A 19,595-nucleotide genomic window follows, 5' to 3' on the forward strand; every position below is an offset into this window, starting at 1 on the left:
AAGGCGCCCCCGCTCTCCCCGATTGCCGTGCCTGCCATCCTCAGACGAATGTTTTCTGCCTGACCGGGCGCAGGATTGCCTGTTCCCAGCTGACGATCGCCACCTCCAGAAAGGGTTGAGCCGTGCTGACCGAAACTAGCCCAGTGACCATCAAAGACGTCGCAACACTGGCGGGAATCTCCATCTGTGCTGCCTCACGGGCCCTTAGAGGCCTGCCGGGCGTATCCGAGTCCACGTGTGCCAAAGCACACGAATCCGCAGAGAAGCTCCGCTACCGCGTCCCATCCCCAGCTCAAAGCAACAACAACAGGAGCGGAGCTGTGGCAGTCGTCGTTCCAACGGCCACAACCTGGTACTTCGCCCATGCTGCCGAGGCGGCCCAGGAGATCATTGCCGACGCCGGACTGGATCCAGTTCTTATTAGCCTGCGCGGACAGGAACACATTCAGTCGCGACTCTTTGACGACCCAAGGGAACTAGCCCAAACAGTGGACGGCTTCCTGATCATCGACGTCGACCTCACCCCCCAACAAACAGCGGCACTGTCCTCCAGCCACCGAGCAATCGCAAGTGTCGGCATGCACAACGTCCCTTGGGACAACGTGGGTATCGACAATGTCGCTGCGGCAAAGGCAGCCACCAACCGGCTGCTGTCCCTTGGTCACTGGGATATAGCGTTTCTGGCCGGTGGCCAGACCGGCAACGGCAAGATTAGGGCCACCCCGGACCGCAGACAAGGATTCGAGTTAGCTCTTGCCGAGCATGATGCGGTAGCGCACCCGGACTGGGTCATCGAGGCCGGCTACACCCTTGAAGGCGGGCGTCAGGCAATGGAAGAACTGATTAAGCACAGGGATATACCCACGGCCGTCTTCGCTGGCTGCGACGAGGTTGCCTTCGGTGCACTTATGTCCTTAAAGGACCACGGGCTCGCCTGCCCAGGGAACATCTCCATGATTGGTATTGATGATCATCCAATCAGCAGGGTCCTCGGTCTAACGACGATTGCCCAACCAGTCGCCGACGAAGCTGCCTTCGCAGCAACCCTCCTTCTGGACAGGCTTCAGAGACCCACCGAGACAGGAAGCCCCGGGAACCACTACCTCCCCACAGTGCTGACGGATCGCACGAGTACCGAGCGCAGAGTGGCATCACAACTTCACCGATAAAACAATCAATCTTCTTTAGGGGTGCCGGGAGTGTCATGGCTTCAGGATTCAAGACCGGTAAGTGCAGAACTGAAGAGGCGCTGCAAAGGTTTCCTACTCTGGGTCCTAGTGGTTGAGGTGGTCTTCATCCTTCCACTTTGGCTGAGCTGGCTCACGGAGGACGTTCCTAATGAGACGTACGCCCATCACCTACCGTTTGCAGTCTTACTGCTCGGAGGCTGGACTGTCCTGCTCATCACTCCGTCCTTGACTGCACGTATGGCGGTGCCTGACGAGCATTTTGCGTCCTTTAGATATGCGTTGCGCTCAGGAAAACTGTCCCTCGCTAGCCTTTTCTGCGATTGGAGCCAAGAGCTGGAGACGTGGCGTCGTCATTACCAGTTGGTCCTCCGGCTTGCGCCAATCCTTACCACTGCCGGCCTTGCGCTTGATATCTGTGGCTTATTGGTCGAGCCGCAGGAACACACTTTCTATACTCTTGCCGCTGTAGGTGTGGCGATAGCTGGTCTCGTTGCTTACGCTTCAGCTGCATTCAAGCTTCATAACATCATCAGTCTGGGGAAGGAACTGCAGGCGCAGCAGCGCATGTTGGCACCCTACCGAATCTGACTCGGGATCCGGCTTCGGTGTCTTCAGCACTGAGTGGTTCCATTCGTGGTGGCCTGTTATGGATTGCTATGAGTTGTGGGTATTTTGACCTGCAGCTCTGTAGGCCCTGGGAGTGACTCCAATGTCCTTGAGAAAGTGACGATTGAAGTTGGAGAGGTTGCTGAACCCGACCTCGTAGCAGATGTCGGAAATCGGTTTGTCGCTGTGTTCAAGCAGGCGACGCGCGTGGGCGAGCCGGAGCTTACGGACCAGATCACTAAAGTTCTGGCCGGTACCGCGCTTAAAGTATTTCGAGAAAGTAGCTTCCGGCATGCCCACCAGGGCCGCCGCCTCTGACATTCTGACACTTCCTGCATGGTTGCTGAAAACGTACTCGAGGACGATGTCCACCACTGCCGCGGCTTGGCCATCGAGCTGGGGTCTGAACCACTCTTCAGCCAAATAGCGGCGTTCTTCCTGCGGGGAGCGGGTGAGAACCACGAAAAGGTCAAGCAGGTGTCGGAATCGTTCCAGTCCATTGGTCGCACCCATCGCTTCGATAGCATTGGCAGCTGCTTCCGCTGAGGACCCAAGGAACTCGATGCCGCGGGCCGACTGGGCAAGGAGGGGCTTCACCTCCGCTATCTCCGGGACCAACGCCGCAGTTTGCTCGACCCACTTCCCGTCGAACTGGATCACGGCGTCCCGGTTCTCAAGGACCTCTCCTGGTTCGAGGTCGCTAACCCAGTCGTGCGGCAGACCGGACCCGACTATCGAGACATGGCCGGCGTCGAACGTTCCGATGTAGTCCCCCACGATGAACCGACCACTGCCCTTTCGGATGAGATGGATCTCGTACTCCGGGTGGTAGTTCCAGCGTGCCACCGGGCTGGGATAGTCATGCTGATGCCAGCGGACAGAGTGAGTGGGGTCCGGCGGAATGACCTCGCGGTTGGCCTGCATCCCCATCAGCCTTTCCGCCAGCCGGGCAGCAGCCTCATCGTCGGGGTTTACAGTGCCTATGCTCATTTCTCCTTCTCCTGGGTCTATAAAAAATGGACAAGCTATATCACGCAGTTCCCAACATCACCGGGCCAGCCCCAGCAACACCATGCAAATAAGTATCAGCATTCTTCAACTACGACGCTAGTTGTCCTCTAACGCACGCCCCTATCGTTGAGGAACATCAGCGAGGTATGCCGGTTTCGGCGTCCCGCTCCCCCGCGGTCCCGATAGCCGACACAGCAGTCGGCCTACCGGACCTGCTCCCCTTAAAGAACAAAGGAGTCCTTAATGCGCCCGAAGCTACGTGCCGCCTCATTGGCCGCAGGTGCCCTCTGTATCGCGCTCTCCGCCTCTGCCTGTTCAGGTGCCGGCGGTGGCTCGGCGGCAGGCGATGAGAACAGCATCAATGTGCTGATGGTAAATAACCCGCAGATGGAGGATCTGCAGAAACTTACGGCCGACAACTTCACCAAGGAAAGCGGGATCAAGGTTAACTACACGATCCTTCCGGAGAATGACGTCAGGGCAAAGATCAGCCAGGAGTTTTCCACTCAGGCGGGCCAGTACGATGTCGCTTCGCTGTCCAACTACGAAATCCCGTTCTATTCCGCCAATGGATGGCTGGCCCCTGTTGACAGCGTCGCTAAGGACCCGGAGTTCGACCAGGATGACATCCTGCCGGCCTACACCGCTTCGCTCACGGGTGAAGACGGCAAGCTTTACGGTGAGCCTTTCTATGGCGAGTCCTCTTTTTTGATGTACCGGAAGGACGTCTTTGAAGCCAAGGGCCTGACGATGCCTGAGAAACCGACTTGGGACCAGGTTGCTGACCTCGCCGCTAAGGTCGACGGAGCAGAGCCGGGCATGAAAGGCATCTGCCTCCGGGGCCAGCCCGGCTGGGGCCAAGTTTTCGCCCCGCTGACAACGGTGGTGAACACCTTCGGGGGAACGTGGTTCGACAAGGACTGGAACGCGAAGGTGAACTCCCCCGAATTCACTGCTGCTACTGAGTTTTATGTCAACCTTGTCCGGGAACACGGTGAAGCAGGCGCTGCCCAGGCGGGGTTCACTGAGTGCCTGAACAACATGGGGCAGAGCAAAGTCGCTATGTGGTACGACGCCACCTCCGCAGCTGGCGCTCTGGAGGCCGACGCATCCCCCGTAAAAGGCAAGATCGGTTACGCTCAGGCTCCCGTCAAGGAAACAGAGTCATCGGGTTGGTTGTGGACCTGGTCGTGGGGCGTCCAGGCTGCCTCAAAGAAGCAGGAAGCCGCGGGCAAGTTCATCGCTTGGGCCAGCTCGAAGAAGTATGAGGAACTCGTGGCCTCCAAGCTCGGGTGGGCCAAAGTCCCCTCGGGCAAGCGCATCTCCACTTACGAAAACCCTGAGTTCCAGAAGGCCGCTCCCTTCTTCACCGCTGAGCGGTCCGCCATCGAAAATGCCGATCCGAAGAACCCCGGCGTCCAGGAACGTCCCGTGGTCGGCATCCAGTTCGTAGGCATCCCCGAGTTCGCTGACCTTGGCACTACGGTCTCCCAGGGCGTCAGCTCCGCCATTGCCGGACAGGGTTCTGTCGCCGACGCGCTGGCCAAGGGGCAAGAAGCCGCACAAAAAGTCGGCGATAAGTACAAGAAGTAATAACCCACCAACCGGTGCTGTAGCCCGCCTCCGGGCGGGCTACAGCACCGCAGGAGACCCCCACTATGACGACCGCAACAGCGCCCATTTCCCGCACCGGGCATAGCGCATCCAAACCGCCAAAAAACGCCAGGTCCCGTGAACGTGCCCTGGTCTGGGCCCGGCGTGCGCCGCTGCTGCCGGCCCTGATCTTCCTCATCATCGTCACCCAGCTTCCGTTCGTGGTGACCCTGATCATCTCTTTCCTCAACTGGAACAGCCTGCGCCCGGACCAAACCGGGTTCGCCGGATTCGGAAATTACGTCCAGGTGCTGACAAATGCCGACCTTCGTCAGGCCATTTTCACCACCATCATCCTCACCGTCGCGGTGGTCCTGGTCAGTCTGCTCATCGGGCTCGGACTGGCACTGTTGCTGGACAAGAAATTCATCGGCCGTGGCCTGGCACGCACCCTGCTGATCGCCCCGTTCCTCGTTGTCCCTGTGGCCGCTGCACTTATCTGGAAGCACGCCCTGCTGAACCCTACCTATGGGTTGATCAACGGAACGCTGACCTGGATCTGGTCATTGTCCGGAAGCAACAACCCGCCCCAGCCGGACCTCCTCTCACAGGCACCCCTCATGGCGGTAATCGTGTCCCTGGTCTGGCAGTGGACCCCGTTCATGATGCTGATTCTGCTCGCCGGGCTGCAGTCCCGACCGATGGACACGATCGAAGCCGCCCAGATGGACGGTGCGACCCCGTGGATCATCTTCCGCGACCTGACGCTGCCGCACCTGCGCCAGTACCTGGAGCTCGGTGGGTTGCTCGGTGCGATCTATATCGTGCAGAACTTTGATGCCGTCTTCACTCTTACCTCTGGCGGCCTGGGCACAGCGAATCTGCCCTACGCGATCTACCAGACGTTCTACTTCGCCAATGAATACGGCCTGGCTTCCGCCGCCGGTGTCGTCGTGGTCATCGGGACGATCATCGTCGCGACCTTCGCACTCCGCACCGTTTTCTCGCTCTTCAAGAAGGAGGCAGCACGATGAGCACGCTCAGCCCCGCCGCGCCCCGCAAGACACCACCGGGTCCGACAGCACTGAACACTGTTTCGCGTCGCCGCGGCAAAAGCCGCATGGACCCTACCCGGAACAACACCGCCGCCGGCATCGCCGCATGGCTGCTGGCCCTGCTCTTCGCAACACCGGTGCTGTGGATGATCCTGACCTCCTTCCACTCAGAGACGGACGCTGCAACCAACCCACCATCGATAGCGGCTGACCTGACACTGGATGCCTACAAGGAATTCTTCGGCGCAAGTTCCGGAATCAGCCCCTGGCCACCCCTGATCAACTCAGCCACCGCCTCCATCATCTCGACCCTCCTGGTCCTCGCACTGGCCATCCCCGCGGCCTACGCACTGTCCATCCGGCCGGTGAAAAAGTGGACCGACGTCATGTTCTTCTTCCTTTCCACGAAGATGATGCCCGTGGTCGCCGCGATCCTGCCGCTTTACCTGTTCGCCAAGACAGCCGGAGCACTGGACAACATCTGGTTCCTGATCCTGATGTACACCTCCATGAACCTGCCCATAGCGGTGTGGATGATGCGGTCCTTCCTCGCCGAAGTTCCCGAAGAAATGCTCGAGGCAGCTCAGATCGACGGCGCCAACCTCCTGCTCATCCTCCGCAAGATCATCGCCCCCGTCGCAATGCCCGGCATCGCCGCCACCGCTCTGATCTGCTTCATCTTCAGCTGGAACGAACTCCTCCTGGCCCGCGTCCTCACCGGCGTCGTCGCCGGCACCGCACCGGTCTTCCTCACAGGCTTCGTATCAAGCCAGGGCCTCTTCCTCGCCAAAGTGTGCGCGGCTGCCGTCATCATCTCCCTGCCGGTGCTGTTCGCAGGGTTCGCCGCCCAGGACAAACTCGTCCAGGGCCTCTCCCTCGGCGCCGTCAAGTAACCAGTGGCCCTTCCAAGACGTATATAAAGGACAACTTCAGATGACAACATCCACCGCCCAGACCGGCAGCCAATCGGCCCACAAGCTGCCCGACACCATGCGCGCATCCGTCCTGAAGCATCAGGGTGACATGGTGATGGAAACCCTTCCCCTGCCGAAGCTCAACGCCGACCAGGTCCTGGTCCAGGTCGCCGCCGTCGGCATCTGCGGAAGCGACGTGCACTACTACGAACACGGCCGGATCGGCGACTACGTCGTCGACCACCCGCTGATCCTCGGCCACGAACTCTCCGGCAGGATCACCGCCGTCGGCAGCAACGTTGACCCGGCACGCATCGGCAAGCGCGTCGCCGTCGAACCCCAGCGCCCCTGCCGCACCTGCAAGCAGTGCAAGGCCGGCCGCTACAACCTCTGCCCGGACATCGAGTTCTACGCCACCCCACCCGTCGACGGCGCCTTCACCGAGTACGTCACCATCCAGTCCGACTTCGCCTTCGACATTCCCGACAGCATCAGCGATGAAGCAGCTGCCCTCATTGAACCGCTCTCCGTAGGCCTGTGGGCCTGCGAACGTGCCGGGATCCGACCCGGCAGCCGCGTCCTGATCGCCGGCGCCGGCCCAATCGGCATCATCGCCGCCCAAGCGGCCCGTGCCTTCGGGGCCACGGAAATCTACATCAGCGACATCGCAGAAGACCGCCTCGCCTTCGCCCTGGAACACGGCGCCACCCACGCCCTGAATGCACGCACCGACACCGTTGAGGGGCTGGAAGTGGATGCGTTCATTGACGCTTCCGGTGCGCCTCAGGCGGTCCGTTCAGGTATCAAGGCCGTGGCGCCCGCTGGAAGGGTGATCCTCGTGGGTCTGGGGGCAGACGACGTCGAACTCCCAGTCTCGTACATTCAGAACCGGGAGATCTGGCTCTCCGGCGTCTTCCGCTACACCAACACCTGGCCCCTTGCCATCCAGCTCATCGCCGACGGCAAGATCAACCTCGAAGTGCTCGTCACCGGCAAATTCAGCCTCGCCGAATCCGAAGAAGCGCTCAAAGCGGGCAAACAGCCCGGACAACTAAAGGCAATCGTCTACCCAGGCCGCTGACCAGCGCCTTCAGCTAAGCAGCAGAAACGTCCACAGTGACGACAAGGAGGCAACAATGTCATCACTAACTAACCGGCGCCAAGAAGAGGTCTTTGACGACGAAGCCTTGGTAACCGTCATCGGCGAGTCACTCGTCGACATCATCGATGACTCCCGCCACGGGCACAGCGCGCCCGAGACCCATCCGGGTGGCAGCCCACTAAACGTAGCCGTCGGGTGTGCACGTCTGGACCTGCGGACCAAACTCGTCACCCACTTCTCCGACGACCGCTACGGGCAGATGGTCGCTGACCATCTGGAAAGAAACGCTGTCCAGGCGATCGTGGGAGGTTTGCGGCCGACCTCAACCGCACTGGCGTCCCTGGACCAAAAAGGCTCGGCTCAATACACCTTTGCCATCAGTTGGGACATTAATGGAGCTCCCGTCCCCGCCCTGGCCGCGGTACAGAGCTCGCTCCACGTCCACACCGGATCCATCGCCACTGTCTTGCCCCCGGGCAACAAGTGCGTCATGGGACTGATCGAGGCAGCACGGCCCCACGCCACGATCAGCTACGACCCCAACTGCCGGCCGAACATCAGCCCCGACGCAGCCGCGGTCCGGGAGGAGGCCGAAAGGTTTGTCGCAGTCAGTGACATCGTCAAAGCCAGCGACGAGGACCTCCGCTGGCTTTATCCCGACAGAACCCTGGAGGAGTCAATTGCGGCGTGGCTGAACCTCGGTCCTGGGATAGTCGCACTAACGCGCGGCGCCAGTGGTTCGGTCATCCTCAGCCGCTCCGGACGGATCGACCTACCAGGTGAAACCGTCGCCGTGGCAGACACTGTCGGGGCCGGGGATTCCTTCATGGCTGCACTGATCGCTGGCCTCGCTCATCTGACTCTGCTAGGTGCTTCCGCCAGGCGACGCCTCTACGGAATCACGCAGGAACAGCTTCACGCCCTGGCCTGCTACGCAAACACGGCCGCCGCCATCACTTGCTCCACCCCGGGTGCCAACCCGCCCCGCTTAGCGGAGCTCGGACCCGTAACGATACCGTCCTTCGTCCGGGAAAGTTAGGCACAGACGCACCCTACGATTCGACCGGTCCGGCACTATTTTGCGGCACAAATGCACCTCTCCTGACAGTGGCGCTGACGGCACGCCCGGCGGGCATGCGGCGTCACAGACTCCTGGCTGCCCGCTGCCAAACATTTCATCCGGGCAGCAAGCCCGTATTCATCTGTAAGAAAGGGAAACTTAATGATCAAGATGACGCAACCGGGGCAGTTCCGGATCACCGTCACCCATCCGAGCCAAATCGATGCCGAGTTGTGCGCAGCCGAGTTGCTGGTGCGCCCGTACGCTCACGACGCCCGGCAGGGGATACTAGTCACTCGGTTGGACCACGGGAAATACACTGTTGCACCAGACGCCAGCGTCCCCTATGGGGTAACCGACGAACGCGATACCGCCCTGTAGCCACCCACGCCGCCTATCCGGCCACTCCTCGTCGGTGAAACTCCCGATGCAGCCGAGTCGAGTACGTCTTGCTCGGCAGGGCGTACTCATCCCGCGGTTGAGCCTGTGCTGTATGTGCTGGGCCGGGGAATCTCGCCGAGTGCTTGAGCGGGCGTTGGCGCTCTTGCCATGATTTTTTCCAACCTCTTCCTGCAAAACTTTGGAGTGGTGTCATTAGATGGGTCCACGCAGTCTCTTTGGTCTTCACGCAGGTGTACTGCTCACTACCGATTCTCTGCACGCTTCGTTGAACCCGTGGACCGGGTGTCGAGATAGCCCATAACCAACGCCGCTGCGACGAGGGCAGCCGAGAAGGGCATACACGCAATCCACCGGCGTCATTGCACTAGTTACGAGCAAGCTACCGATATATCTGCCCAGCCTTGGTTCTCGTTCTGGCCGGCTGCGCTGGTTGTCCGTCAGATTCGTTTCGGTGTACCTCCAGCAGCGAAAGCTCATGGAACGTCGACACAGTTGAGGCCGAGACAGCCATGAAGAAACACCTCGACGCTGTCGGGGCGGCCGTTGGCCCGATCACTGCCCAGTAACGGCAATACTAGGGCTTCAAGCGTGCTCCCCACTTATCGAATCAATCCCCGCACCTAATGCCTCTAGGGCCAAATCTGCTAAAAGTTAGGCGAGGTCGAACCTTGCCTTGCTAACCAGGCGCCGATGCGGAAATTTCCGGAGACCCCGGCGCGCAGGCTTGGAGTTCGTCCAGCTAGCGCACACCCCAACCTGACGTCAGGTAGCACATCAAAACCACGTTAGATTAGGGCTAGATACGCCGATTCCGACACTCCGTGCAGCAGGTCTTAAGGTCCATCCTGACACTCCCCGCCCTGACAGAGGCCGCGGCCAGAAACCTAAACCATTTCCCGACGCCGGCCTGCACCTGGACCTGGAGCGGCTGGACCGCCGCTTGGCGGACCTGCAGGAGGTGCAGTCCGCAGTGACCGGCTACATCGAGCACGACCTTGCCCTCCGACAGCCCGGACCACCCGGAAACCCTTGCGCTGTTCCTGGCCCTGCTGCACGTATATATGGAAGTGGGCCGCGTGGTCCCGGCCGAGCGGTTGAACGCCCGCTCCCAGCAGATAGGAAGCCACCGGAACGTTCCGTGCAGTGTCTGCCCAGTCCGGCGCGGAGGTGAGTGCCACGGCGTTCATCGAGGCCCGGCTGCCGTCCACGTCGGTGGCCCGTTCGCTGAATGTCGTACTTTCATCCCTGCACTCCAGCGGGATCGGCACCGAGCAGCAGCTACTCACGGCCGAGGGCATCCACTCCACCGGCAAGCTGCTGGTGAACCCGGATTATCGGCTGGTGGGCGCGGACGGTCAGGCGCAGGAGACCCTGTTCGGCATCGGTCCCGGCACGTCCGGCTGGGGAGCCGGTGCCTTCGCCCGGCCCAACACCAAGGCCGCGCCGTTCCGAGAGAACGACGCTCTGGCGCGGACCATCCTCACCACCGCCCGCGGACTCTCCGCCACAATATCTCCAGAACCCACCGCCGTCGGAAAGAACTGAACGCAAGGAGGGTGGACCGCGCAGCCTTGACGGTGCTCAACCTGCCCATGCACGATCCCCGCGTCCGGCCGCTGCTGGACGAACTCGCCGTCGAGTACGACACCTGTTACGGCGACCGCTTGGGGCGCAGCGCTGCGCCGAGGAACTGAACAAGTACCCGGCCGCGGAGTTTGAGGGTCCCGGCGGCGCGTTGCTGGTGGCCCAGGAAAACGGGGAGTCCATCGCCGGCGGTGCCTTCCGCAGGTTATGACGCCACCACCGCCGAACTGAAACGGATCTGGACCTCCTCAGCCCACCGCCGTCGTGGTTTGGCCCGCCTGGTGCTCGCCGAACTCGAAGCCCTGACAGCCCGCCGCGGATACACCCGGATCTACCTCACCACAGGTCCCGGGCAGCCCGAGGCCAAGCACCTCGACCTCAGCACCGGTTACCAGCCGCAGTTCGACGTCTCGGCCGACCCGGAAACCGTGGGCATCCTGACGTTCACCAAGGACCTGCCGGCAGCGTCGGACAACTGACCGGCCCGGTACCTCGGCTCCCGGTTGATGCGCCGCTAAGCTAGCGCCATGGCCGGGAAAACCACTGCAGAGAAGCTTGCCACCATCCAAAAGGGCTACACGCTGGAGGGAGCCACTATCGAGCTCGGAGCCGCCATCGTGGACGGTGAACTCCACAAGGACGCGCCCGTACGGCTGCCACTGGCCATGATGAACCGGCACGGGCTGGTGGCCGGCGCCACCGGCACGGGCAAAACGGTCACGCTGCACATGATGGCCGAACAGCTGTCCGCCGCCGGGGTTCCCGTCTTCCTCGCCGACATCAAGGGCGACCTGTCCGGACTGGCCACCGGGGCGGCCGGCAGCGAGAAGCTCAGGACCCGCACCGAGAGCATCGGCCAGCCCTGGCAGGGCAAGGCGTTTCCGGTGGAGTTCCTGGCGCTCGGCGGCGACGGTAACGGCGTCCCGGTCCGGGCCACAGTCACCTCATTCGGGCCCATCCTGCTGTCCCGCATCATGGAGCTGAATGACACCCAGGAGTCCAGCCTGCAGCTGGTGTTCTACTTCGCGGACAAGAACGGCCTGGAGCTGATTGACCTCAAGGACCTGCGGGCGGTCATCTCGTTCCTCACCTCCCCCGAAGGCAAGGACCAGCTGAAGGAACTCGGCGGACTGTCCAAAGCCACAGCCGGGGTGATCCTGCGCGAACTGGTGAACCTCGAGGCCCAGGGACTGGAAAAGTTCTTCGGCGAACCCGAGTTCGATACCGCCGAGCTGCTCCGCACCGCACCGGACGGCCGCGGCGTGGTCACCTGCCTGGAGCTGCCAACCCTGCAGACCAAACCGCTGCTGTTCTCCACGTTTCTGATGTGGCTCCTGGCCGACCTCTTCGAGGACCTCCCGGAGGCCGGCGACCTGGACAAACCCAAGCTGGTGTTCTTCCTCGATGAGGCACACCTGCTCTTCAACGGCGCGTCGAAAGCATTCCTCGAGGCCATCACCACCACAGTACGGCTCATCCGGTCCAAAGGAGTGGGCATCTTCTTTGTCACCCAGACACCCAAGGATGTCCCCGCCGACGTCCTGGGCCAGCTGGCCAACCGCGTCCAGCACGCCCTGCGCGCGTTCACCCCGGAGGACGCCAAGGCCCTGAAAGCCACGGTCTCCACCTTCCCGGTCAGCGACTACGACCTCGAGGAGACCCTGACGTCCGCGGGCATCGGCGAGGCTGTCATAACCGTCATGAACGACAGGGGTGCGCCCACCCCCGTGGCGCACACCCGGCTGCGGGCCCCCGAGTCCGTCATGGGGCCCAGCGACGAAGCCCTGGTCCGGAGCACTGTGGCTTCGTCCGCTTTGCTGCCGAAGTACGGGACCGCCGTTGACAACCCTTCCGCCTACGAGAAGCTCACCGGCAAGGCGGCAGCGCCCACCGGCCCGGCCGCCACTGGCATGCCTGCTCCGGATTCGGGCATCCCGGCCGGCGGGTATGACCTTGATGCGGAAGCCCGCCGGATCGAGGAGGAGATCCTGGGCCGGTCCAGCAGCAGGCCCGCACCGCGCCGGGACACTCCGGCCCGGGACGCCGGTTATGACGCTCCCCGGGCACCCCGCAGGCAGCAGCCTGAGTCCCAGCCGGCCGGCGGAATGATGGACGACCTGGGCGTGGTCCTCGGCGGTGCCCTGGGCGGCGGGCTGAAGAGCATGGCACGGTCGGTCGGAACGCAGCTGGGTCGGGAGCTGTTGCGCGGGGTGTTCGGCACGTCGTCCCGGCGCCGCCGCCGCTGACTGTCGCGCTGTCCAAGGCGCCCTTTTCCGGCTGTCCCACGCGCCGTCGTCGTACGTTTTTCCCGCCTGGACCCACCGGATGAGGGGAGACACCAACTTCAGTGTCCGTTCGCACTGCCGTTACTGTAAGAACCGTGCAGATGAGTCAAGCGTTGGTGAGGATAGCGGCCGGGTGGCTGCTGGGCCTCATGCTTGCCGTCGCAGGAGCCGTGGTGGCCGTGAACCTGGTGAACAACACCGTGGCCAGCCCGCAGCAGCCTGTGCGCGAGTATCTGGACGCGCTGCAAGACGGTGACGGCGGCAAGGCGCTGGGGCTGTTGCGGGCCACCGTTCCACCGAGCAACGCCGCCATGCTGGACGGGACCGGGCTTCAGACCGCGGCGTCCCGGTTGGCGAACATCGAGATCGGCGACCCGGTGGAACGCCCAGGCGACCAGGTGGTGGTGCCCATGGAGTACACCATCGACGGCAGCCGGCTCCGCACCGACTTCCTGCTGGAAAAGACCGGCACCGAATGGATCTTCTTTAACACCTGGGCTTTTGTTCCCACCCGGCTGCCCACCATCGACATCACCGTGGTGAACGGCAACCGGGCCAACGTCAACGGGGTGCCGGTAAACATGCCCAACGGCCGGAACTCCTTTGCCGTGTTCTACCCCGGCGAATATGAAGCCGCCCTGGACGGACAGTACTTTTCCGCCCCCGCAAGCCGGGCAACAGTGACGGCCCGCGACGTCCCGGTCGCGCCACTCAACCTCCTCACCCAGGCCACGGGCAAGCTGAAGGAGGACGTGGCGGGCAAGGTCAAGGAGTTCCTGGACAACTGCGCCGCGGAAGCCATGAAGGAGCAGCGGCTGCAGCCGGACTGCCCGTTCTACTACGCGAGCAACAACAGGGTGCAGGACGGCAGCATCAAGTGGACCGTCACCGAATACCCCAACGTCTCGATCGAACCTTTCGACGGCCGCTGGGTGGTGGCGCCGCTGGACGGCAAGGCCAAGGTGGAAGCCCTGCAGCAGAACCTGTTCACCGGTGTCTGGTATCCGCTCGAGGAAGAGGTGGACTTCAGCTTCACCACCCGCCTGGACGTCTCCGGTGACACCGTCAAGGTCACCCCGATGCTGACCTTCTAGGGTCCCTTTCACCGCTGCGTCACGCTGGGCACCCTTTTGGGCCAACTGCACTGCCCAGCCCTTGAGTTTCCGGGGTTGTGGCTCGCGGTGCCCGCCAAAAACACGTTCCGCGTGACGCCGACGTTCCTTACCGCCGTCGTGCCAGGACCTGCAGTACCCGGGCAACCATAACGTCGGGACGGTGGACGACGTCCGCGTAGTAGTACCTCAAGGCCGTATACCCCTGTCGCACCGACTCGTTGTTCCGCCGGTGGTCCTTCTGTACCTGCTTCCACTCGGCATGGTGCCGGCCGTCGAGCTCCATTACCAGCCAGCCGTCCAACAGCAGGTCGACGTACCCGACGCTCTCCAGGTAAACCTGCGCCTGCACCGATATGCCGGCTTGACGGAAGTACGTCCTGGCCAGCGTCTCCAGCAGTGAGTCCGCTCCGGTGTCCACCCAGTCCAGCACTGCCCTGGCCCTCCCGTTCCGTTTACCCGGCAGCCGATCGCGCGGGACTCCGATGGTCATGTCGCCGCGGGCCACTGCGCACTCGACCATCACCAGCGACTCCGGAAAGGGCAGGCAACGGCATGGATCAGCAGATCGGCAAGGGCCGCCACCGGCCGGTGCGGTGAAGGCGGCAACAGCAGGGCATGTTTTTGGGTTGTGCCCCACGGCACAGCCGCGGAATCACGCGGTTTCACCGAAGCCGGGTACCCAAAAGGCTGCTGCCCGTGACACCAGAGTCACGGGCAGCAGCCTCTCAAAGACTTACGACGGGGCCGAAGGTCAGTCCATGCCGCGGAGGTCCAGGACCAGTTCGGTGTCGCCGTCGCCCTGCAGCACCACCGGAATGCCCCAATCCTGCTGGTACAGGTGGCAGGCGGCGTGGTCCGGGATCTCGCCATCCTCGGTCTCGGGACCGTCACATGCTGCGGCTCGGGCGGTAATGTGCAGCACGCCCTCCGGTACATCCGGGGACAGCTCAACAGTCCGGAGCAGGCCCACGGAGGTCCCGCCGCCGGACACCAGCAGCTCCGGCGGGGTGGACGAGATCTTCAGCTGCGTGGGGTCGCCCCAGCGGTCATCCAACTTCTGCCCGGTGGGGGCGGTAAAGCGGACGGTCAGCTCCAGCGGGCCCGGCGCCACGGGGCTCTTGGGCCGGTGGGTCTGGGACGCGCCCTCGTCCACCTGCTGGGCTTCCTTGGGGATCGGAACGTACACCAGCTGGTGCTGGTTGGCCTCAACCACCACCAGCAGCGGCTCGGAGCCGGCCGAGTGGGTGTGATCGACGATCACGTCCGAGGGCTCAAGGAGGCCGCGGGCCAGGGTGCTGACAGTCCCGGAGGAAGGATCGTAGCGGCGGACGGCACCGTTGTAGGTGTCCGCGATAGCCACCGAACCGTCGGGCAGGACCGTCACGCCCAGCGGGTGCTGCAGGCGTGCCTCGGCCGCTGCGCCGTCCCGGAAACCGAAGTCGAACAGGCCCTTGCCGACGGCGGTCTCCACCGTGATGGTGCGGTCGTCGGCAATCACCAGCTTGCGGAGGGCGGACGTCTCCGAATCGGCCACCCAGATGTTGCCGTCGGCGTCCTCGGCCACACCGGAGGGCTGGGCGAACCAGGACTCGTGGGCCGGGCCGTCCAGCAGGCCTTCGAGGCCGTTGCCGGCGATGATGTCCACTTCACCGCCAACGGGGTCGAAGCTGAAGATCTGGTGCGTGCCGGCCATGGCGATCACCACGGCGTCCAGCTTCCGTGACCACACCAGGTCCCACGGAGAACTCAGCGATACCTCGAGCGAGTGCTCGCTCAGCTTGCCTGTGAACCCGGCGGCGTCCTCATCCACGCGGGCCGGGCCGGTTTCCAGCAGGCGCTGGATCCCGTTACCGGCGAGCGTGGAGGCCTTGCCGTCCGTGAGGGACAGGCCGCGCAGGCGGTGGTTGACGGAGTCGGCAATAACGACGTCGTACCCGACCTTGGCTGCCACTTCTTCCGGCAGCATGACCAGGCCCTGGGGTTCGTTGAACCGGGCGGTGGCTTCCTGACCGGCGGCGGGGCCGTCGACATAGCCCTTGGTGCCCGAGCCGAAGGTTGCCAGGACCGTCTTGAAGTCGGTGTCCAGTTCCACCAGGCGGTGGTGGCCGGTGTCGGTGACCAGCCAGGAACCGGAAGTTGCGGCACCTGCTGCCGCGCCGCCGTCGTCCGCTGCTCCTGAAGCAGACCCTCGTCCGGCGGGCATGAAGAGGGCCTTGCCCGGGAACCGCAGGGTGCCGGAGGTCGGCTCGGGGGCCACGTACGGGCCGGAACCGCGGTGGAGCGTGCCCTTGGCCTCGTGTTCGGCGATGAGTTCGGGGATCAGGACCGCCAGCCCGTCCGCGTGACCCTCACCGGAGAGGTGCGCCACGATGTAGCCCTCGGGGTCGATGACCACCAGGGTGGGCCAGGCGCGGGCGGTGTACGCCTTCCATGTGTCCAGTTCGGGGTCGTCCAGGACAGGGTGGTGGATTTCGTAGCGCTCGACGGCGGCAGCGAGGGCAACGGGGTCGGCCTCGTGCTCGAACTTGGGCGAATGGACCCCGACCGTCACCAGGACGTCCGAGTACTCCTCTTCCAGCGGACGCAGCTCGTCCAGGACGTGCAGGCAGTTGATGCAGCAGAACGTCCAGAAGTCCAGCAGCACGATTTTGCCGCGCAGGGCTTCGAGGTCGAGTGTCTTGCCGCCGGTGTTCAACCAGTTGCGGCCCACTAGTTCAGAGGCACGGACCCGGGCGTGGGTGCGTACGGTTTCGCTCATCAGCGTCCTTCCAGCTTGTTGCGTTCAGCCAGCTTGGCGTCGCGTTCGGCCAATTTGGCAAACATATCGTTGTAAGCGGTGAGATCGGCGTCGTTATTCCTGTCGGCCGCGCGGTCCACCCGTTTGGTCTCGCGTGCGTCGGAGCGGGACCACATGATGGCGACGCCGATCGCCACCAGGAGGGTGGGCACCTCGCCGATGCCCCAGGCCACTGCACCGCCCTTCTGCTGGTCAACCAGCGCTGAGTCACCCCAGTCGCGGCCCAAATTGCCGAAGTAGTCCGCGGCGAGCAGGTTGTCACCGCCCATGATGGCGACGCCGAAGAAGGCGTGGAAGCCCATGGTGGCCAGAAGCAGGAGCAGCCGCAGCGGGTAGGGTGCGCGGCGTGGCAGCGGATCGATCCCGATCATCCCCAACACGAAGATGTAGCCGGTGAGCAGGAAGTGCAGGATCATCAGCTCGTGGCCCACGTGCTCGCGCATCGCGAAGCCGAAGAGGTCCGAGTAGTAGAACAGGACGATCGAGCCGGCGAAGTTGGCTGCGGCGAACAGCGGGTGCGTGACCACCTGGGAGAACTTCGAGTGGACGAACACCAGGATCCACTCGCGCGTGCCCCGTGACCCGTCGCCGCGTGGCTGCAGTGCCCGCAGGGCGAGGGTGACCGGGGCGCCGAGCACCAGGAAGATGGGCGCCACCATGGTCAGGGCCATGTGGTCCACCATGTGCGCGGAGAACAGGACGCGCCCGTAGACCGACGGCGGGCCGGACGTGATGTAGGTGAGCACGACCAGGCCGATCACCCAGTTCACTGAGCGGAACCACTGCCACTTGTCGCCGCGCCGGTAGATCTTTGCCACACCCAGGAAGTAGGACACCAGGCCAAAGAGCGCCGCGGCAATCCACAGCCAATCGAGGCGCCACTCCGTCAGCCAGCGCTCCGGCGTGAGCTCAGGGGGAAGTTCGTAGCCGGTCAGGATAAAGGCCGGCGAGGCGTCGGGTGCATACGTGGTGGGCTGCGGCGGTGCCGAACGGCCCAGGGCGACGGCGACGCCGGAGGTGGCGCCCATGACCAGCAGTTCCACCAGGACCAGCTGCCAGAGGACGCGCCTCGACGACATGGTGGAGCCCTTACGGCCGAGCTGCGGGATAACCCACTGGCGGTGCATGAAACCGATGCCGCCAAGGACCAGCGTTGCCGCCGTCTTGGCCAGGATCAGCTGCCCGTAGGCGGAGCCAAAGAGGTCACCCCAAGTGGTGATGCGGATGCTGGCGTTGATGACACCGGATGCGAACACCAGCACGAAGGCGAATCCTGCCAGGCTTGAGAAGCGGCGAAGGGTTGCTTCCGTGATGTCGCCGGCAGCACCGGCCTTGGCGCCGGTCAGGATTCCGGACAGCAGTGTGAGCAGGATGATCCCGCCAACCCATGTCGTGACACCCACCAGGTGCAGCCCAAGGGAGTTGATGGCGCCTTCATGGTCCGAAGAGCTGGAGGAATGGCCGATCAGTGCGGTGGGGACGAGTCCGATGAATGCAAGGATCAGGGTCAGCGCCAGTCCGCCCAGGGACCGCACGCCGAACAGTGCCGTGGTAACGACCGCCGCGATGATGGTGACGGCGAGCCAGGCGCGTCCGGTCTCGATGTCCGTCATGAAGAACACCAGGGCCTGCGTGAACGCCGCATCCCCGGACAGCCCCTGCCCGGCAACATCCGCGTAGGTGAGGACCAGGACGGCGATCGCGGACAGGGTCCAGGCAGCGCCGGCTGCCGCCGCAGCGGCCAGGGCCCGGCTGAAGGCGGGGTGTTCCGGGCCTTCTTCTTCGCCCCTCCCGCGGACTGACAGGCTCTTGGGCAGGATCCCGACGGCGAAGATCAGTCCGCCAATAACGGTCGCCGCGGAGATGTTGTGGACAGCCTTGCTGACAGGGAGTCCCCAACGCACCAGGGCGCCGGGATCCGCGACGCCGCGGGCAGCCGCTGCGCCGGAGAAGATCAGCGCCGCAACCAGCCCCAGGACCAGGGCGGCAAGCCCCGCGAGCTGCCAGCCTGCGGAGATGCCCAGGGCGCCGCTGTCCTGGCCCCGGGCTCCCTTGTGGGGAGCCGGCCGGGAAGTTGTGGAACGTGGTTTTGCGGCAGAAGACACCACTCCATTGTCCGCTACGCCTGCCCGGGCGGCGAATCGGCCGGGGATAAAGCAAGAGGGCGGTGACCACGTGGTCACCGCCCTTTGAACCCTACGGCGCTATCGCCTGCGGGAAGAAGCTCTACTTCTTGTTGGAGACAGCAGCCTTCAGCTTGGAACCGGCGGTCAGCTTGACGCTGTGGCCTGCTGCGATCTGGATGGTCTCACCCGTCTGCGGGTTACGGCCGGTGCGTGCTGCACGGTCGGTGCGCTCGACGGCGAGCCAGCCCGGGATGGTGATCTTCTCGCCCGCGGCGACAGAAGTCTCGAAAACCTCGAACAGTGCGTCGAGAACGGAGTTGACGGCAGCCTGGCTGGTGCCGGCCTTGCCCGCAACCTCTGCAACAAGTTCACTACGGTTCTTAGCCATTTATGTCCTCCTGGACGGTCATGATTATGGAGCCTGTACGCGGCATGCGCACAAGCCACTGTCCGAAAACTTACCAGCTTGACGGGGCCGGGGCCGCAAATTCCGCGTGTTTCCGCGACTTTTGAGGTTAATCACCGGAATTTTGAGGGTTTTCGGCCCTTTCCGGACCCCCTCCAGACCCGCTGCCGTCGCCCACGGGAACCCTCTCTCACGTCCTGCGGTGTTTTCCGGGTTGCTCTATCGGGTCCTGTTGTTATTCCAGGGTTTTTGGGGGCCGGATCCGATAGGGCATCGAGGGGGCTCTCGCAGGGGTTGTTAAATGTGGGAGGCCCCAACCAGTGCTGGTTGGGGCCTCGACCGTGATGTG

18 protein-coding genes and 1 pseudogene are annotated in these 19,595 nt (G+C 63.5%); 13 read left to right on the forward strand and 6 right to left on the reverse strand.

Annotated features, from left to right (window positions below; translation table 11 throughout):
* Window positions 1-40 precede the first annotated feature (40 nt).
* Window positions 41-184: a hypothetical protein gene (locus FDW83_RS19165; protein ID WP_171027524.1), complete on the reverse strand. Its 144-nt coding sequence runs from the start codon at window positions 182-184 to the stop codon at window positions 41-43.
* Between FDW83_RS19165 and FDW83_RS10685 the strand changes: the two genes are divergently transcribed.
* Together FDW83_RS10685 and FDW83_RS10690 are read left to right on the forward strand one after the other, a co-directional pair.
* Window positions 144-1,169, forward strand: coding sequence for a LacI family DNA-binding transcriptional regulator (locus FDW83_RS10685; RefSeq protein ID WP_138138065.1), 1,026 nt, complete (start codon window positions 144-146; stop codon window positions 1,167-1,169). The two genes, FDW83_RS19165 and FDW83_RS10685, sit on opposite strands and share 41 nt — an antisense overlap.
* Window positions 1,170-1,427: 258 nt before the next feature.
* Window positions 1,428-1,778, forward strand: coding sequence for a hypothetical protein (locus tag FDW83_RS10690; RefSeq protein ID WP_138138066.1), 351 nt, complete (start codon window positions 1,428-1,430; stop codon window positions 1,776-1,778).
* 66 nt (window positions 1,779-1,844) lie between these two features.
* Here the strand turns inward: FDW83_RS10690 and FDW83_RS10695 are convergent, their stop codons facing one another.
* Window positions 1,845-2,786 carry an AraC family transcriptional regulator gene (locus tag FDW83_RS10695; protein ID WP_138138067.1) on the reverse strand — a complete coding sequence of 314 codons (942 nt, stop codon included), beginning with the start codon at window positions 2,784-2,786 and terminating at the stop codon, window positions 1,845-1,847.
* Window positions 2,787-3,050: 264 nt separating this feature from the next.
* On the opposite strand from FDW83_RS10695, the gene FDW83_RS10700 reads away from it, so the two are divergent.
* From FDW83_RS10700 to FDW83_RS10745, 11 genes and pseudogenes are all read left to right on the forward strand, one after another.
* Window positions 3,051-4,400, forward strand: coding sequence for a sugar ABC transporter substrate-binding protein (locus FDW83_RS10700; protein WP_138138068.1), 1,350 nt, complete (start codon window positions 3,051-3,053; stop codon window positions 4,398-4,400).
* 65 nt (window positions 4,401-4,465) lie between these two features.
* A complete protein-coding gene (locus FDW83_RS10705) occupies window positions 4,466-5,434 on the forward strand; it encodes a carbohydrate ABC transporter permease (protein WP_138138069.1) in 969 nt (322 codons plus the stop codon).
* Window positions 5,431-6,348: a carbohydrate ABC transporter permease gene (locus FDW83_RS10710; RefSeq protein WP_138138070.1), complete on the forward strand. Its 918-nt coding sequence runs from the start codon at window positions 5,431-5,433 to the stop codon at window positions 6,346-6,348. Before FDW83_RS10705 ends, FDW83_RS10710 begins: the two co-directional genes overlap by 4 nt.
* Window positions 6,349-6,388: 40 nt before the next feature.
* Complete coding sequence (locus FDW83_RS10715; protein ID WP_138138071.1) at window positions 6,389-7,450, forward strand: NAD(P)-dependent alcohol dehydrogenase; 1,062 nt, start codon at window positions 6,389-6,391, stop codon at window positions 7,448-7,450.
* Between the two features lie 55 nt (window positions 7,451-7,505).
* A complete protein-coding gene (locus tag FDW83_RS10720) occupies window positions 7,506-8,510 on the forward strand; it encodes a carbohydrate kinase (protein WP_138138072.1) in 1,005 nt (334 codons plus the stop codon).
* Between the two features lie 183 nt (window positions 8,511-8,693).
* Window positions 8,694-8,912: a hypothetical protein gene (locus tag FDW83_RS10725; protein ID WP_138138073.1), complete on the forward strand. Its 219-nt coding sequence runs from the start codon at window positions 8,694-8,696 to the stop codon at window positions 8,910-8,912.
* Window positions 8,913-9,828: 916 nt separating this feature from the next.
* Window positions 9,829-10,478: pseudogene (locus FDW83_RS10730) on the forward strand (hypothetical protein); the annotation flags it as partial.
* Window positions 10,479-10,489: 11 nt separating this feature from the next.
* A complete protein-coding gene (locus tag FDW83_RS19745) occupies window positions 10,490-10,627 on the forward strand; it encodes a hypothetical protein (protein ID WP_370281218.1) in 138 nt (45 codons plus the stop codon).
* Window positions 10,628-10,708: 81 nt separating this feature from the next.
* Complete coding sequence (locus FDW83_RS19750; RefSeq protein WP_370281219.1) at window positions 10,709-10,996, forward strand: GNAT family N-acetyltransferase; 288 nt, start codon at window positions 10,709-10,711, stop codon at window positions 10,994-10,996.
* 48 nt (window positions 10,997-11,044) lie between these two features.
* Window positions 11,045-12,763, forward strand: coding sequence for a helicase HerA-like domain-containing protein (locus FDW83_RS10740; protein WP_138138074.1), 1,719 nt, complete (start codon window positions 11,045-11,047; stop codon window positions 12,761-12,763).
* Window positions 12,764-12,903: 140 nt separating this feature from the next.
* The gene (locus tag FDW83_RS10745) at window positions 12,904-13,896 is read left to right on the forward strand and encodes a hypothetical protein (RefSeq protein ID WP_171027538.1); all 993 of its coding nucleotides are present in this window, start codon (window positions 12,904-12,906) and stop codon (window positions 13,894-13,896) included.
* Between the two features lie 127 nt (window positions 13,897-14,023).
* On the opposite strand, the gene FDW83_RS10750 is transcribed toward FDW83_RS10745, so the two are convergent.
* The 4 genes from FDW83_RS10750 to FDW83_RS10765 all read right to left on the reverse strand — a co-directional run bounded on the left by FDW83_RS10750 (window position 14,024) and on the right by FDW83_RS10765 (window position 19,228).
* On the reverse strand, window positions 14,024-14,437 hold the full coding sequence (locus tag FDW83_RS10750) for an endonuclease domain-containing protein (protein WP_240720949.1): 414 nt from the start codon (window positions 14,435-14,437) through the stop codon (window positions 14,024-14,026).
* A gap of 231 nt (window positions 14,438-14,668) precedes the next feature.
* On the reverse strand, window positions 14,669-16,675 hold the full coding sequence (locus FDW83_RS10755) for an NHL domain-containing thioredoxin family protein (protein WP_138138075.1): 2,007 nt from the start codon (window positions 16,673-16,675) through the stop codon (window positions 14,669-14,671).
* Window positions 16,675-18,822: a cytochrome c oxidase assembly protein gene (locus tag FDW83_RS10760; protein WP_138138076.1), complete on the reverse strand. Its 2,148-nt coding sequence runs from the start codon at window positions 18,820-18,822 to the stop codon at window positions 16,675-16,677. Before FDW83_RS10760 ends, FDW83_RS10755 begins: the two co-directional genes overlap by 1 nt.
* Window positions 18,823-18,940: 118 nt before the next feature.
* Complete coding sequence (locus tag FDW83_RS10765) at window positions 18,941-19,228, reverse strand: HU family DNA-binding protein (RefSeq protein WP_009358243.1); 288 nt, start codon at window positions 19,226-19,228, stop codon at window positions 18,941-18,943.
* Between the last annotated feature and the right edge of the window lie 367 nt (window positions 19,229-19,595).

Origin of the sequence: Pseudarthrobacter sp. NamE2 (assembly GCF_005796205.1) — a bacterium.
GTDB lineage: Bacteria > Actinomycetota > Actinomycetes > Actinomycetales > Micrococcaceae > Arthrobacter.

Bases quoted from the DNA above. Each gene is read 5' to 3' on its own strand.
- FDW83_RS10705 (WP_138138069.1), top strand. From the start codon at position 4,466: ATGACGACCGCAACAGCGCCCATTTCCCGCACCGGGCATAGCGCATCC.
- FDW83_RS19165 (WP_171027524.1), bottom strand. From the start codon at position 184: ATGGAGATTCCCGCCAGTGTTGCGACGTCTTTGATGGTCACTGGGCTA.
- FDW83_RS10700 (WP_138138068.1), top strand. From the start codon at position 3,051: ATGCGCCCGAAGCTACGTGCCGCCTCATTGGCCGCAGGTGCCCTCTGT.
- FDW83_RS10765 (WP_009358243.1), bottom strand. From the start codon at position 19,228: ATGGCTAAGAACCGTAGTGAACTTGTTGCAGAGGTTGCGGGCAAGGCC.
- FDW83_RS10740 (WP_138138074.1), top strand. From the start codon at position 11,045: ATGGCCGGGAAAACCACTGCAGAGAAGCTTGCCACCATCCAAAAGGGC.
- FDW83_RS10725 (WP_138138073.1), top strand. From the start codon at position 8,694: ATGATCAAGATGACGCAACCGGGGCAGTTCCGGATCACCGTCACCCAT.
- FDW83_RS10695 (WP_138138067.1), bottom strand. From the start codon at position 2,786: ATGAGCATAGGCACTGTAAACCCCGACGATGAGGCTGCTGCCCGGCTG.
- FDW83_RS10720 (WP_138138072.1), top strand. From the start codon at position 7,506: ATGTCATCACTAACTAACCGGCGCCAAGAAGAGGTCTTTGACGACGAA.
- FDW83_RS10750 (WP_240720949.1), bottom strand. From the start codon at position 14,437: ATGGTCGAGTGCGCAGTGGCCCGCGGCGACATGACCATCGGAGTCCCG.
- FDW83_RS10745 (WP_171027538.1), top strand. From the start codon at position 12,904: ATGAGTCAAGCGTTGGTGAGGATAGCGGCCGGGTGGCTGCTGGGCCTC.
- FDW83_RS10755 (WP_138138075.1), bottom strand. From the start codon at position 16,675: ATGAGCGAAACCGTACGCACCCACGCCCGGGTCCGTGCCTCTGAACTA.
- FDW83_RS10715 (WP_138138071.1), top strand. From the start codon at position 6,389: ATGACAACATCCACCGCCCAGACCGGCAGCCAATCGGCCCACAAGCTG.
- FDW83_RS10710 (WP_138138070.1), top strand. From the start codon at position 5,431: ATGAGCACGCTCAGCCCCGCCGCGCCCCGCAAGACACCACCGGGTCCG.
- FDW83_RS10690 (WP_138138066.1), top strand. From the start codon at position 1,428: ATGGCGGTGCCTGACGAGCATTTTGCGTCCTTTAGATATGCGTTGCGC.